Consider the following 14115-nt stretch of genomic DNA (forward strand, 5'->3'; position numbering starts at 1 on the left):
GGTTGCCAACGCCGGTATTGCCATGGGTCAGGCGCTGATTCTGGCCTGGGTCGCGAGGCGATTGATCGCCCGCTCCAATTCCTCCAACGCCGCCGGTGCTTTCGGGTCGCCCTGTTTGAGCAGGGTTTCGCTGCGCTGGCAGGCCGCGCGCAATTGCGGCACGCCGCAATACCGGGTCGCGCCGTGCAGGCGATGCACGCGCTCGATCAGTGCATTCTGATCGCGGGCTTCACTGGCGGCGCGAATCGCTTCGCGGTCGGCTTCCAGCGAGGCAAGCAGCATCGCCAGCATGTCCGCCGCCAGATCGGCCTTGCCGGCGGCCAGGCGCAAGCCTTCTTCGTGGTCGATCACGGGCAGTTCGTTGCTGCCCGTCGCACTCTCGCTGGCGCGCTCCGCGCCTTGATTGCGCAAGGCCAGCCCCGTCCATTTCAGCACCACTTGCGCCAGTTGCCGCTCGCTGATCGGTTTGGTCAGGTAGTCGTCCATGCCGCTTTGCAGCAAGGCGCGTTTCTCGTTGGCCATGGCGTGGGCGGTGAGGGCGACGATCGGCAGCGGTGTGCAATGCCGTTCGCTTTCCCACTGGCGGATGGTTTCGGTGGTCTGGCGTCCGTCCATGCCCGGCATCTGCACGTCCATCAGCACCAGATCGAAGGATTCGCTCTGCACCGCCTTGACCGCTGCGTAGCCGCTTTCCACGGCCAGTACCTTTGCGCCCATGTCTTCGAGCAGGGTCTGCACCAGCAACAGGTTGGCTGGGTTGTCGTCGACGCACAGCACTTTCGGTGCACGGCTCGACAGCGGTTCGCCCGGTTCATGGCGCGGCTGGCGCGGGTTGGCCAGATCCGCCAGCGCCCGACGCAATTTGCGCGTGCAGGCCGGTTTGGCCTGGAGCTGGCTGTGCGGGTTGGGCACCGAGAGATGGAACAACGTCTGTTCGGTGGTCGGGCACAACACCAGCACTTTGCAACCGAGGTGTTCCAGATCCCAGATGTGCTGGTTCAGGCGCTCCGGGAGCATGTCGTTACTGGTGATGCCGAGCACCGCAAGGTCGATGGCCTGATCGGTCTGGTGCGCGCCGGTGACGCCGTTGGTCAGGCTCTCCAGGGTATTGAATGGCGTGACATCGAGGCCACAGTCTTCCAGTTGATGCTGCAAGGCCTGGCGCGCCAGTTCGTGATTTTCCAGCACCGCCACGCGGCGTCCGAGTAGCGGTGGGGCCGGCAAATCTTCGGTGTCGTCGCGGGTTTTCGGCAGGCTCAGGCTGATCCAGAACTCCGAACCTTCGCCCGGGGTGCTGTCGACGCCGATTTCGCCGCCCATCTGTTCGATCAGGCGCTTGGAAATCACCAGGCCCAGACCGGTGCCGCCGGGCTGGCGCGACAGCGAGTTGTCGGCCTGACTGAACGCCTGGAACAACGCGCGCACATCCTGACTCGACAGGCCGATGCCGGTGTCCTGAATGCTGATGCGCAGTTGCACGCTGTCTTCGTGTTCTTCTTCGAGCATGGCGCGCGCGACGATGGTGCCTTCGCGGGTGAACTTGATCGCGTTGCTGACCAGGTTGGTGAGGATCTGTTTCAGGCGCAGCGGGTCACCGACCAGCGACAGCGGCGTGTCGCGATAGACCAGACTCACCAGCTCCAATTGCTTGGCGTGAGCCGCCGGCGCCAGAATCGTCAGGGTGTCCTGCAACAGGTCGCGCAGGTTGAACGGGATATGGTCGAGCACCAGCTTGCCGGCCTCGATCTTCGAGAAGTCGAGGATCTCGTTGATGATCCCGAGCAAGCTGTCGGCGGACTTTTCAATGGTGCCCAGATAGTCGAGCTGGCGCGGGGTCAGCTCGCTTTTCTGCAACAGATGCGTGAAGCCGAGAATGCCGTTGAGCGGCGTACGGATTTCGTGGCTCATGTTGGCGAGGAACTCGGATTTGATCCGGCTCGCCTCCAGCGCTTCTTTGCGCGCCAGGTCCAGTTCGATGTTCTGGATCTCGATGGTTTCCAGGTTCTGCCGCACGTCTTCGGTGGCCTGATCGACGCTGTGCTGCAATTCTTCGCGCGCGTTCTGCAGGGTCCCGGCCATGCGGTTGATGCCCGAGGCCAACTCGTCCAGCTCCTGGCTGCCGAGCGGTGGCAGACGGGTTTCCAGGTGACCGTCCTTGAGTTGCGCAACGGCGTGTTTGATCTGGCTCAACGGGCGGTTGATGGTGCGGCCCATGCGCAAGGCGAGCAGGGCCGCGCCGGCGAGGCCCGCGGCGATCAGCAGCAGGCTGGCAAACAGACTGCGATAACCGCGCAGCAGCATGCCGTTGTGCGACAGCTCCAGTTCGACCCAGCCGAGCAGGCGCTCGGATTCTTGCGGGATCACGTCGCCGGCGAGGTTGCGATGCTTGCCGAACACCGGCATCAGATAACGGGTGGCGTCATTGCCGCTGCGCCGTTGCAGTTGTGCACTGTCGCCACTGGGGGCTTGATTGAGCATGGTCGGACCGGCGTGCGCCAGCGGGGTGCGGTCGGGGGCGAGGAAGGTGACGGCGCGCACGTCAGGCTGTTCCAGCGATTGGGTGGCGATGCGTTCGAGCAAATCGGTGTTGCCGTGGCCCATGGCGGGCGCTACCAGTGGCGCCAGTTGCTCGGCGATCATTTCACCGCGCTGCATCAGTTGGGTCTGCAAATCGGACTGTTGCATCCAGGTGAAATAGCCACCGAGCACCAACGCCATCAGGCTGGTGGGCAACAGGGTCAGCAACAACACGCGACCTTTGATTCCCAGTTTCTTGAGCACACCCATCTCCTGCATCCCGCTGAACTGTTGACTCGCACGTGCGTCCGGCACGCGACATTGGCGCAGTGTAGCGATTTGCAGGCAGGCAATCTTCGGAAAAATCATCTCGCCCTCGGCCGCCAGGGCGAGGCGCGTTTGTCCGGCCGGTCAAGCTTGGGTTGCCCGATGGCGGGCAATCTTGAATAATCGATCAACTGAGAATTATTTGCAGATACTCATGACTCCTGTTTCCGCCGACCTGCCACGCATTCTTGCCATCGAGGACGACCCGGTGCTTGGTGCCTATGTTCACGAACACCTGGGCCGGAGCGGCTTTGCAGTGACCTGGTGCCAGAACGGGCAGGAAGGGCTGAACATCGCCCGCCATCAGCCGTTCGACGTGGTGCTGATGGACATTCTGTTGCCTGGGCTCGATGGCCTGAAGGTGCTGACGCAGTTGCGCCAGAGCCATTCGACGCCAGTGCTGCTGATGTCGGCGCTGGGCGCCGAGGCCGATCGCATCAGCGGCTTTCGTCTGGGCGCCGATGATTACCTGCCCAAGCCGTTCAGCATGGCCGAGCTGCATGTGCGGATCGAGGCGATCCTGCGCCGGGTGGCGCTGGATCGGCGCCCGGCAGCGATTGCACCGGCGGCGATTCACGGCGCGCTGCGCTTCGACGAAGAACAGTGCGAGGTCTTCTATAACGCGCAAGCTGCCGGTTTGACCCGCAGCGAATACCGTTTGCTGGAAACCCTCAATCGCAACGATGAAGAAGTCCTGAGCAAGGCCTTCCTGTATCAGCACGTGCTGCAACGCGGCTATGCGGCCCACGACCGCAGCCTCGACATGCACATCAGCCAGATCCGCCGCAAACTCAAGGCCATCGGCTACACCGAACGAGAAGTGCGCACGGTATGGGGCAAGGGTTATGTGCTGAGTGCGCCCGATGAAAGTCTCTGACTTGCCGGGGCGGCATTCGCTGTTCTGGAAACTGGCGTGTCTGCTGGTGGCGTTCTGTCTGCTGATGATCTGGCTGAGCTGGTCGTGGGGGCGCTACATGGAGGAGCGCAATCAGTTCCTCTCCGACGAGGCGCGCGGCACCCTCAGCCGTTATGCCGGCGAGGCCGAGCGGGCGTGGCAGCACGGTGAGCGCGACGGTGTCGATAACTGGTTGCAGAGTATGGAGTTGCGCGAGGCGGCCTGGGTCGGGGTGATCGACCGCAATCTGCAATCGTTGAGCAGCGAGCCGCTGAATGAACAGGAAATCCAGCACCTGACCTTTTTGCGCGGCCTCGACTGGCCGATCCACAAGCAAGGCCGGCCATGGCTGCGCGTGCCGTTTCCGAAGGACCCGTCCGCCGGCAGTCTGGTGATTGAGTTGCCCGAGCGTTTCCTGCCGGGGAAATACCGGGTGTTCTGGCGGGTGATCACCAACGGCGTGATTCCGGGGCTGTTCACCTTATTGCTGTGCATTGGCCTGTATCGCTTGCTGGTAGTGCCGTTGAATAACTTGCGTGAGCAGGCCAACGCCTGGCGTGCCGACCAATTGCATGTGCGCCTGTCGAGCGGCATCACCCAGCGCCCGGACGAACTCGGCGAGCTGGCGCGGGCCTTCGACTCGATGTCCGAACGCCTGCAATCCACCGTCGCCCTGCAACAGCAGCTGCTGCGCGACCTGTCCCATGAACTGCGTACGCCGCTGAGCCGGCTGCGGGTGGCCAGTGAAAGCGAGCAGGACCTGCAACAACTGCGCGAGCGCATCGGCCGTGAAGTCGACGGCATGCAACGGCTGGTCGAAGACACCCTGCAACTGGCGTGGCTCGACACCGAGCGTGCGCCGCTGCCTAACGAAGCGATCCAGATCCAGGCGCTGTGGGAAATGCTCACCGACAACGCCTGTTATGAAAGCGGCTGGCCGAGCCTGCAATTGCAGTGCGCGGTGCCGGCGTCGTGCTGGGTGCGCGGCAATCTCAATACTTTGGCGCAGGCGCTGGAAAATATTCTGCGTAATGCCATCCGTCATTCGCCCGAGGGCGGCATCGTGCGCCTGGATGGACGGCGTGAAGATGATTATTGGCATTTGTGGCTGGAGGATCAGGGCGGCGGGGTGGCCGAGGGGGATCTGCAACGGATCTTCTCGCCCTTCACCCGCCTCGACGGCTCACGCCCGGGGGATGGCGGGTTTGGGTTGGGGTTGAGCATTGCGAGGAATGCGGTGCAGCGTCAGGGCGGGATGGTGTGGGCGGAGAATACCGGGGCGGGGTTGCGCCTGAATCTGCGCCTGGTGGCGGATGACGCTGCACTCAGTTCCGACGCCATCGCTGGCAAGCCAGCTCCCACAGTGAACTTCTGTCAGACAAATACCGTGTGAACACCTGAAGCCCTGTGGGAGCTGGCTTGTCACCGATAAGGCCATCGGCATCGCTCTGGAAACTTCAGAACGGCCAGTCTTTTGTCTCACCGCTGATGAGACTTTTACTGCTTATTCCCAGAAACCATAAGCACCGCACTTTGCGTGATATGGCCTGCGAACGTTTGCCGGTATGATAGGCGCCCCCGCACGTCTGGATTGCGAATACGCCATGACCCTGCAGTACCCAACCATCGCCGATTGCGTCGGCAACACGCCGCTGGTGCGTTTGCAGCGCCTGCCCGGTGCTACCAGCAACACCCTTTTGCTCAAGCTTGAAGGGAATAACCCGGCGGGTTCGGTCAAGGACCGTCCGGCGTTGTCGATGATCACTCGCGCCGAGTTGCGCGGGCAGATTCACGCTGGCGATACATTGATCGAAGCGACCTCGGGCAACACCGGCATCGCGCTGGCCATGGCTGCTGCGATCAAGGGTTATAAAATGATCCTGATCATGCCGGACAACTCCAGCGCCGAGCGTAAAGCGGCGATGACCGCATACGGTGCCGAGCTGATTCTGGTCAGCCAGGAAGAGGGCATGGAAGGCGCGCGCGATCTCGCCCAGCGGATGGAAGCCGAAGGCCGTGGCAAGGTGCTTGATCAGTTCGCCAACGGCGATAATCCGGAGGCGCACTACACCACCACCGGCCCGGAAATCTGGCGTCAGACCCAGGGCACCATCACCCATTTCGTCAGCTCGATGGGCACCACCGGGACCATCATGGGCGTGTCGCGCTACTTGAAAGAGCAGAGCGACAGCGTGCAGATCATCGGGCTGCAGCCGATGGAAGGTTCGGCCATTCCCGGCATCCGTCGCTGGCCGCAGGAATACCTGCCGAAGATCTATCAGGCCGACCGCGTTGACCGCATTGTCGACATGGCGCAAAGCGAAGCCGAGGACGTCACCCGACGTCTGGCCCGCGAAGAAGGCATCTTCTGTGGCGTGTCCTCGGGCGGTGCGGTGGCAGCCATGCTGCGCCTGTCCAAAGAAGTTGAAAACGCGGTGATCGTCGCGATCATCTGCGACCGTGGCGACCGTTACCTGTCGACCGGCATTTTCGACGCGGCCAACTGATGGCCAAGCACGAGAGAGGCCTGCGCTTCCAGCCCACCGGCGGCAGCAAGGCCGCGCAAATCCCGACCGGCAAAAAGCAGCGCTTGAACATCGAGCGCCTGGCCAATGACGGTCGCGGCATCGCGTTTTTCGAAGGCAAAACCTGGTTCGTCCTCGGCGCCCTCGCCGGTGAAGAGGTCGAGGCGCGGGTGCTTGGCGCCCGCGGCAAAGTGGTTGAAGCGCGCACCGAGCGCGTGTTCAAGGCCAGCGAACTGCGTCGCCCGGCTGCCTGTCAGCACGCCGGCCGTTGCGGTGGCTGCAGCGTGCAACACTTGCCCCATGCCGAACAGCTTGCCCTGAAACAGCGCATGCTCGCCGAGCAGCTGTCGAAGGTTGCCGGGGTCGCGCCTGACGAATGGGCGGCGCCGCTGACCGGAGCGGAATTCGGCTACCGCCGCCGCGCGCGGATTGCCGTGCGTTGGGACATGAAGGCGAAAAAACTCGAAGTCGGTTTCCGCGCCGCCGGCAGCCAGGACATCGTTGCCATCAACGAATGCCCGGTGCTGGTACAGCCCTTGCAGCCGATCATGACCCGTTTGCCGGAAATGCTCCGTCGTTTGAGCAAGCCGCAGGCGCTGGGGCATGTCGAGTTGTTCAGCGGTTCATCGCTGGCGGTGTTGTTGCGCCACATGGCGCCGCTGTCCGAAGCCGACCTGACGATCCTCAAGGAATTCTGCCAGTTCCATGACGCGCAACTGTGGCTGCATGGCGACGGCGAGCCGCAACCGGTGGATGCCACGCAGTCTCTGGGTTATCGCCTGGAACAGTGGGATCTGGATCTGGCCTGGCGGCCGGGGGATTTCATCCAGGTCAACGCCGGGGTCAACGAGGCGATGGTCGCGCAGGCACTGGACTGGCTGAAACCGACCGGTGACGAGCGCGTGCTCGACCTGTTCTGCGGTCTGGGCAACTTCGCCTTGCCGCTGGCCAAAAGCGTGCGTGAAGTGGTGGCGGTGGAGGGCGTGCAGACCATGGTCGACCGTGCCGCTGCGAATGCCGCTAGCAACAATTTGCATAACACAAAGTTTTTTCAAGCCGATTTATCCCAGCCTTTGACCGATGTCGAATGGATCGGAAACGGCTTTTCTGCGGTACTCTTGGACCCACCGCGTGACGGTGCTTTCGAGGTGGTGCGCAAGCTCGCGACCCTGGGTGCCGAGCGGTTGGTTTATGTGTCGTGCAACCCTGCAACTCTGGCGCGCGATACGGTCGAATTGATCAAGCAGGGCTACCGGTTAAAACGTGCCGGGATTCTCGATATGTTTCCTCAGACGGCGCATGTCGAGGCCATGGCGTTATTTGAAGCGAGCCAGGATGGCTCGTCTGAATCCGTCTGATCTGTCCGCGCAGCGCTCGCTTCAGCCCCGCGAGCGCAAACGGGCATTAGGGATCAGCGATTTGACGCATTGAATCTGCGTCGTAGGGAAGGTAAAGCAGCATGGTACAGGTGAGAGCACACCAGCCGATCAACACCGACGGCAGTATCAATCTCGAGGCTTGGCTCGATCACGCGGTCAGTGTCGACATGGCACTGGATCGCGAAGCCTTGAAAGAAGCCTGCGAGTTCGCTCGCGAGGCCGAACAGCAGTCCAATGCCAAGAAGAACCTCTGGGCCGAGGGCAGCGGCAGTTTCAGTACGGGCCTGGAGATCGCCGAGATCCTCGCCGACCTCAAACTTGATCAGGATTCGCTGGTCGCGGCAGTGCTTTATCGCGGTGTTCGCGAGGGCCAGATCGAGCTCGCGGCCGTCAGCCAGCGTTTCGGTCCGGTGGTGGCCAAGCTGATCGACGGCGTGCAGCGCATGGCGGCGATCAGTGCCAGCCTCAGCCCGCGCCAGTCGATGGTAATGGGCACCCAGGGCCAGGTGGAAAACCTGCGCAAGATGCTGGTGGCGATGGTCGACGACGTTCGTGTCGCGCTGATCAAACTGGCCGAACGTACCTGCGCCATTCGCGCGGTGAAAACCGCTGACGACGAGAAGCGCAACCGTGTCGCGCGGGAAGTCTTCGACATCTATGCGCCGCTCGCGCACCGACTCGGCATCGGTCATATCAAGTGGGAACTGGAGGACTTGTCCTTCCGTTACCTGGAGCCTGATCAATACAAACAGATCGCCAAGCTGCTCCATGAGCGGCGGCTGGACCGTGAGCGGTTCATCAGCGATGTGATGACCCAGCTCAAGGACGAATTGCAGGCCACCGGCGTCGACGCCGACATCAGCGGCCGGGCCAAACACATCTATTCGATCTGGCGCAAAATGCAGCGCAAGGGTCTGGAGTTCAGCCAGATCTACGACGTGCGCGCGGTGCGCGTGCTGGTGCCGGAAATGCGCGACTGCTACACCGCGCTCGGCATCGTCCACACCCTGTGGCGGCACATCCCGAAAGAGTTCGACGACTACATCGCCAACCCGAAAGAGAACGGCTACCGCTCGCTGCACACGGCGGTGATCGGTCCGGAGGGCAAGGTGCTTGAGGTGCAGATTCGTACCCACGCCATGCACGAGGAGGCCGAGCTGGGCGTGTGCGCGCACTGGCGCTACAAGGGCACCGACGTCAAATCCGGCTCCAACCACTATGAAGAGAAAATCTCCTGGTTGCGGCAGGTCCTCGAGTGGCATGAAGAACTGGGCGACATCGGTGGTCTGGCCGAACAGCTGCGGGTCGATATCGAACCGGATCGGGTCTACATCTTCACCCCGGACGGCCACGCCATCGACTTGCCGAAAGGCGCGACTCCACTGGACTTCGCCTACCGCGTGCACACCGAAATCGGTCACAACTGCCGTGGCGCGAAGATCAATGGGCGGATCGTGCCGCTCAACTACAGCCTGCAGACCGGTGAACAGGTCGAGATCATCACCAGCAAGCACGGTACGCCGAGCCGCGACTGGCTGAACCCGAACCTGGGCTATGTCACCACCTCCCGGGCGCGAGCGAAGATTGTTCACTGGTTCAAGTTGCAGGCCCGTGATCAGAACGTCGCGGCGGGTAAAACCCTGATCGAGCGCGAACTCAATCGCCTCGGTCTGCCGGCGGTGGATTTCGACAAGCTGGCCGAAAAGGCCAACATGAAAACCGCCGAAGACATGTTCGCCGCCCTCGGTGCCGGCGACCTGCGTCTGGCGCAACTGGTCAACCTGGCGCAGCAACTGGTCGAGCCGGAACGCGGCAACGAACAACTGGAGCTGATTCCGCGCAAAGCGACCGGTTACAAGCCGGGCAAGCGTGGCGATATCCAGATTCAGGGCGTCGGCAACCTGATGACGCAGATGGCTGGCTGCTGCCAGCCGCTGCCGGGCGATGCGATTGTCGGTTACATCACCCAGGGCCGCGGCGTGAGCATCCACCGTCAGGACTGCGCCTCGGTGCTGCAACTGGCCGGGCGCGAGCCGGAGCGGATCATCCAGGTCAGCTGGGGCCCGGTGCCGGTGCTCACCTATCCGGTGGACATCGTCATCCGCGCCTACGACCGTTCCGGTCTGCTGCGGGACGTCTCGCAGGTGCTGCTCAACGAGCGGATCAACGTGCTGGCGGTCAACACCCGCTCGAACAAGGAAGACAACACTGCGTTGATGTCCCTGACCATCGAGATTCCCGGGCTGGATGCGCTGGGGCGTTTGCTGGGGCGGATTTCGCAGTTGCCGAACATCATCGAAACGCGGCGTAACCGTACCCCATAACGCGGTCCCCTGTAGGAGCTGCCGAAGGCTGCGATCTTTTGATCTTGAAAATCAAAATCAAAAGATCGCAGCCTTCGGCAGCTCCTACACGGTTGAGTGAGATTTTGTATGTACAGCCTTGAAGACCTGCTCCACCTGATGAACCGCCTGCGTGACCCGCAGTACGGTTGCCCGTGGGACATCAAGCAAACCTACGCAACCATCGTCCCGCACACCCTCGAAGAAGCCTACGAAGTGGCCGACGCCATCGAGCGCGGTGACTTCGATCATTTGCAGGGCGAGCTGGGCGATCTATTGTTTCAGGTGGTCTATTACAGCCAGCTGGCCCGGGAAGAAGGGCGCTTCGAATTTGCCGGGGTGGTCGACAGCATCACCCGCAAGCTGATCCGCCGTCATCCACACGTCTTCCCCACCGGCGATCTGTATGCGCCGCTGGACGTACCACGCCTGAGCGAAGAGCAGGTCAAGCAGCGCTGGGAAGAGATCAAGGCCGAAGAGCGCGCCGAAAAATCTGCCGTGCCCGAACAACTGTCACTGCTCGATGATGTACCTGCCGCGCTGCCGGCACTGTCGCGTTCGGCCAAGTTGCAAAAGCGTGCCGGGCAGGTCGGTTTCGACTGGCCGGATGCGTTGCCGGTGCTGGACAAAGTGCGCGAAGAGCTCGATGAAGTGCTCGAAGCCATGTCCGAAAACGATCCGCAAGCGGTGGCCGACGAGATCGGTGACCTGCTGTTTTCCGTGGTCAATCTGGCCCGGCATCTGAAGGTCGATCCGGAAACCGCGCTGCGTGGCGCCAACGCCAAGTTCGAACGACGTTTCCGTTTTATCGAACAGGCATTGCGCGACACCCGTCGTCCCATGGAAGATTGCACCCTCGAAGAGTTGGACGCCCTGTGGGGTGAAGCCAAACGTCAGGAAAAGAATTTGCCCAGCTGCGGCTGAGCCGTTGCCCAAGTGAGTAAGCATTAATGAGCCTTTCCCTTCGCGACCAGTTGCTCAAAGCAGGTCTGGTCAACCAAAAGCAGGCCAAACAGGTCAGCAAAGACAAGCAGAAGCAACAGCGTCTGGCCCACAAAGGGCAGGCCGAGCTGGATGATTCGCAGCAGCGCGCCGCTCAGGAAGCCATGGCCGAGAAGGTCAAGCGCGACCAGGAGTTGAACCGTCAGCAGCAGGAGAAAGCCGAGGCCAAGGCCCGTGCCGCACAGGTCAAGCAGTTGATCGAAGTCTCGCGTCTGCCCAAGCTGACCACTGAGGACTACTACAACTTCGTCGACGACAAGAAGGTCAAGCGCATCTCGGTCAACACGCTGATGCGCAACAAACTCAGCAGCGGTTCGCTAGCGATCGTGCACCATGCCGGCGGTTACGAAGTGATCCCTCGTGAAGCGGCCCTGAAGATCCAGGAGCGCGACCCGCAACGTATCGTGCAGCTCAACGTGCAGACTGAAGAGGTCAATGCCGAGGACGATCCGTACGCGGCCTATCAGATCCCTGATGACCTGATGTGGTAAACCGATAAAGCTGTAATAACGACAAACCCCGCTCATGGCGGGGTTTGTCGTTTTCAATGCTGTGGTTGCTTCAGGCGGATTTCAGATCCCGCTGCTGTTCCTGCAGTTCAAGTTCGGCCTTGTAGTTGTGGGCGTCGATCTCGTTGTGGAACATGCCGACCAGCAAGTCTTGTTGATGCACATCCCAGATCCGTACACCGGCGGCTACGCCTTCATGGGACATGTGTGAATCGTCGCGTTCAGTTACTTTTACAGTCATCTGCTAGCTCCAAATCTCAAGTTATCTGCAGCAAGGCGTGTGCAGGACTCTTTTATATGATTTGTTAGCTTGCTAAGTAAACGCTTGATTTGCGCAAGGTGTTGTTGCGGTTTTTGCAACAGTGCTGCAGCCCGCGTAATCCGCGACATTCGGTCGCAGGGTGCAAGGTTTCATGACAGATGTTTCATCTTGGAGGCTATCTGATGTCCTCTGTAGGAGCTGCCGCAGGCTGCGATCTTTTGACTTTGATTTTTAAAAGACAAGATCAAAAGATCGCAGCCTTCGGCAGCTCCTACAGGGCTTATGCATTACTCAGTCATTTCTGCAGACCAAAAAAAACGCCCCGAACCAGTCGGGGCGTTTTCATGTGTAGCTCTGCAGCGGGGACTTACTTGCCTTCCCAGCGCTTCAGCACCAGCGTGGCGTTGGTACCACCGAAGCCGAAGCTGTTGCTCATCACGGTGTTGATGGTGGCGTTCTCGCGGGTCTTGGTCAGCACCGGCAGATCGGCCACTTCAGGGTCCAGCTCGTCGATGTTGGCGGAACCGGCGATGAAGTTGCCTTCCATCATCAGCATGCAGTAGATCGCTTCGTGAACGCCAGCGGCGCCCAGGGAGTGACCGGACAGGCTCTTGGTCGAGCTGATCGCAGGCGCCTTGTCGCCGAACACTTCACGCACACCTTTCATTTCCGCGACGTCGCCGACCGGGGTCGAAGTGCCGTGGGTGTTCAGGTAGTCGATCGGGGTGTCGACGGTGGACATTGCCATCTGCATGCAGCGGATCGCGCCTTCGCCGCTTGGGGCAACCATGTCGTAGCCGTCGGACGTTGCACCGTAGCCAACGATTTCGGCGTAGATCTTGGCGCCACGAGCCAGCGCATGCTCCAGCTCTTCAACCACGACCATACCGCCACCGCCAGCGATGACGAAACCGTCACGGTCGGCGTCGTAGGCGCGGGAGGCTTGTTCCGGGGTGTCGTTACGCTTGCTGGACAGGGCGCCCATCGCGTCGAACAGGAACGACTGGCTCCAGTGCTCTTCTTCACCGCCACCGGCGAAGACGATGTCCTGCTTGCCCATCTGGATCTGTTCCATGGCGGTACCGATGCAGTGAGCACTGGTGGCGCAGGCTGACGCGATGGAGTAGTTCAGGCCCTTGATCTTGAACGGCGTGGCCAGGCACGCGGAAACGGTGCTGCTCATGGTCCGCGTTACACGGTATGGGCCGACGCGCTTCACGCCTTTCTCGCGCAGGATGTCCAGCGCTTCCATCTGGTTCAGGGTCGACGCGCCGCCGGAACCGGCGATCAGGCCGGTACGCGGGTTGGACACTTGCTCTTCGGTCAGGCCGGAGTCAGCAATGGCGTCTTTCATGGCCAGGTAGGCGTAAGCCGCTGCGTGGCCGACGAAACGATAGATCTTGCGATCGATCAGTTCTTCAAGGTTGAGGTCGATGGAGCCGGAAACCTGGCTACGCAGACCCATTTCAGCATATTCCGGGTTGAACCGGATGCCAGGGCGGCTTGCACGCAGGTTAGCGGAGACGGTCTCTTTGTCATTGCCCAGGCACGAAACAATGCCCAGACCAGTGATAACGACGCGGCGCATGCGAATAACCCTTAGAAGTTGTCAGTGGAGGTGAACACGCCGACGCGAAGGCCTTCGGCGGTGTAGATTTCGCGACCGTCGACAGTCACCGAACCATCGGCGATGGCCAGGTTCAGCTTGCCCTTCAGGACGCGTTTGATATGGATGTTGTAGGTGACTTTCTTGGCGGTCGGCAGGACCTGGCCGAAGAATTTCACTTCGCCCGAACCCAGCGCACGGCCACGGCCCGGCAGGCCTTGCCAGCCCAGGAAGAAGCCGACCAGTTGCCACATGGCGTCCAGACCGAGGCAGCCCGGCATCACCGGATCGCCTTCGAAGTGGCACGCGAAGAACCACAGGTCAGGGTTGATATCCAGCTCGGCGACCAATTCACCTTTGCCGTACTTGCCGCCTTCTTCGCTGATCAGGGTGATGCGATCCACCATCAGCATGTTCGGGGCGGGCAGTTGCGCGTTACCTGGGCCGAACAGCTCACCGCGACTGCAGCGCAGCAGGTCTTCCCGAGTAAAGGCGTTTTGTTTGGTCATGCGAGCTCCTCAATAATCCCATGCGGCAGGTGGGGCAAATCTTCCCGGCCGATCGACGCGTTCATGCCTCGTACCGGCAGCCTACTCATAGACTATTGCGTTGTGGTGAAAGTCACAGCACCAAGGACATGAATGTACACTTGTGCACTGAAATTTTTATTCAAGCCTCTTTTGAGGCTCGTTCGGGTGCCTAAGACTGCCGCACTTTCGCTTTTCACGCCAGTCGCAGATGGTCGAAAAAC

The 14115-nt window shown here is 61.2% G+C and carries 11 protein-coding genes; 7 read left to right on the forward strand and 4 right to left on the reverse strand.

The window, feature by feature from the left end:
• Nucleotides 1-27 precede the first annotated feature (27 nt).
• Nucleotides 28-2781: a response regulator gene (locus ACTJKS_RS00780; RefSeq protein ID WP_108184422.1), complete on the reverse strand. Its 2754-nt coding sequence runs from the start codon at nucleotides 2779-2781 to the stop codon at nucleotides 28-30.
• Between the two features lie 217 nt (nucleotides 2782-2998).
• Here ACTJKS_RS00780 and ACTJKS_RS00785 point away from each other — a divergent pair, with 217 nt between their 5' ends.
• The 7 genes from ACTJKS_RS00785 (at nucleotide 2999) to ACTJKS_RS00815 (ending at nucleotide 11478) form a co-directional block, all read left to right on the forward strand.
• On the forward strand, nucleotides 2999-3721 hold the full coding sequence (locus ACTJKS_RS00785) for a response regulator transcription factor (protein ID WP_108183523.1): 723 nt from the start codon (nucleotides 2999-3001) through the stop codon (nucleotides 3719-3721).
• The gene (locus ACTJKS_RS00790; RefSeq protein ID WP_108183522.1) at nucleotides 3708-5132 is read left to right on the forward strand and encodes a sensor histidine kinase; all 1425 of its coding nucleotides are present in this window, start codon (nucleotides 3708-3710) and stop codon (nucleotides 5130-5132) included. Before ACTJKS_RS00785 ends, ACTJKS_RS00790 begins: the two co-directional genes overlap by 14 nt.
• Before the next feature lie 211 nt (nucleotides 5133-5343).
• Nucleotides 5344-6246 (forward strand): cysteine synthase CysM, encoded by a 903-nt coding sequence (gene cysM, locus ACTJKS_RS00795; RefSeq protein ID WP_041067515.1) that lies wholly within the window; start codon nucleotides 5344-5346, stop codon nucleotides 6244-6246.
• Nucleotides 6246-7622, forward strand: coding sequence for a 23S rRNA (uracil(1939)-C(5))-methyltransferase RlmD (gene rlmD, locus ACTJKS_RS00800; RefSeq protein ID WP_108183520.1), 1377 nt, complete (start codon nucleotides 6246-6248; stop codon nucleotides 7620-7622). The genes cysM and rlmD overlap by 1 nt, the downstream gene beginning before the upstream one ends.
• A gap of 101 nt (nucleotides 7623-7723) precedes the next feature.
• Nucleotides 7724-9967 (forward strand): GTP diphosphokinase, encoded by a 2244-nt coding sequence (gene relA / locus ACTJKS_RS00805; protein ID WP_041067509.1) that lies wholly within the window; start codon nucleotides 7724-7726, stop codon nucleotides 9965-9967.
• Between the two features lie 108 nt (nucleotides 9968-10075).
• On the forward strand, nucleotides 10076-10909 hold the full coding sequence (gene mazG / locus ACTJKS_RS00810) for a nucleoside triphosphate pyrophosphohydrolase (protein ID WP_108183519.1): 834 nt from the start codon (nucleotides 10076-10078) through the stop codon (nucleotides 10907-10909).
• A gap of 26 nt (nucleotides 10910-10935) precedes the next feature.
• Nucleotides 10936-11478 (forward strand): DUF2058 domain-containing protein, encoded by a 543-nt coding sequence (locus ACTJKS_RS00815; protein WP_007968960.1) that lies wholly within the window; start codon nucleotides 10936-10938, stop codon nucleotides 11476-11478.
• A 70-nt stretch (nucleotides 11479-11548) separates the two neighbouring features.
• Here the strand turns inward: ACTJKS_RS00815 and ACTJKS_RS00820 are convergent, their stop codons facing one another.
• From ACTJKS_RS00820 to fabA, 3 genes are all read right to left on the reverse strand, one after another.
• Complete coding sequence (locus tag ACTJKS_RS00820) at nucleotides 11549-11737, reverse strand: hypothetical protein (RefSeq protein WP_003227153.1); 189 nt, start codon at nucleotides 11735-11737, stop codon at nucleotides 11549-11551.
• Between the two features lie 388 nt (nucleotides 11738-12125).
• Nucleotides 12126-13346 (reverse strand): beta-ketoacyl-ACP synthase I, encoded by a 1221-nt coding sequence (gene fabB, locus ACTJKS_RS00825; RefSeq protein ID WP_003227152.1) that lies wholly within the window; start codon nucleotides 13344-13346, stop codon nucleotides 12126-12128.
• Between the two features lie 11 nt (nucleotides 13347-13357).
• Entirely contained in the window at nucleotides 13358-13873 is a 516-nt protein-coding gene (gene fabA / locus ACTJKS_RS00830; protein WP_003227150.1) for a 3-hydroxyacyl-[acyl-carrier-protein] dehydratase FabA, read from the reverse strand.
• Nucleotides 13874-14115: the final 242 nt, after the last annotated feature.

This window comes from Pseudomonas sp. 22189, assembly GCF_052045635.1.
Lineage (GTDB): Bacteria > Pseudomonadota > Gammaproteobacteria > Pseudomonadales > Pseudomonadaceae > Aquipseudomonas > Aquipseudomonas parakoreensis.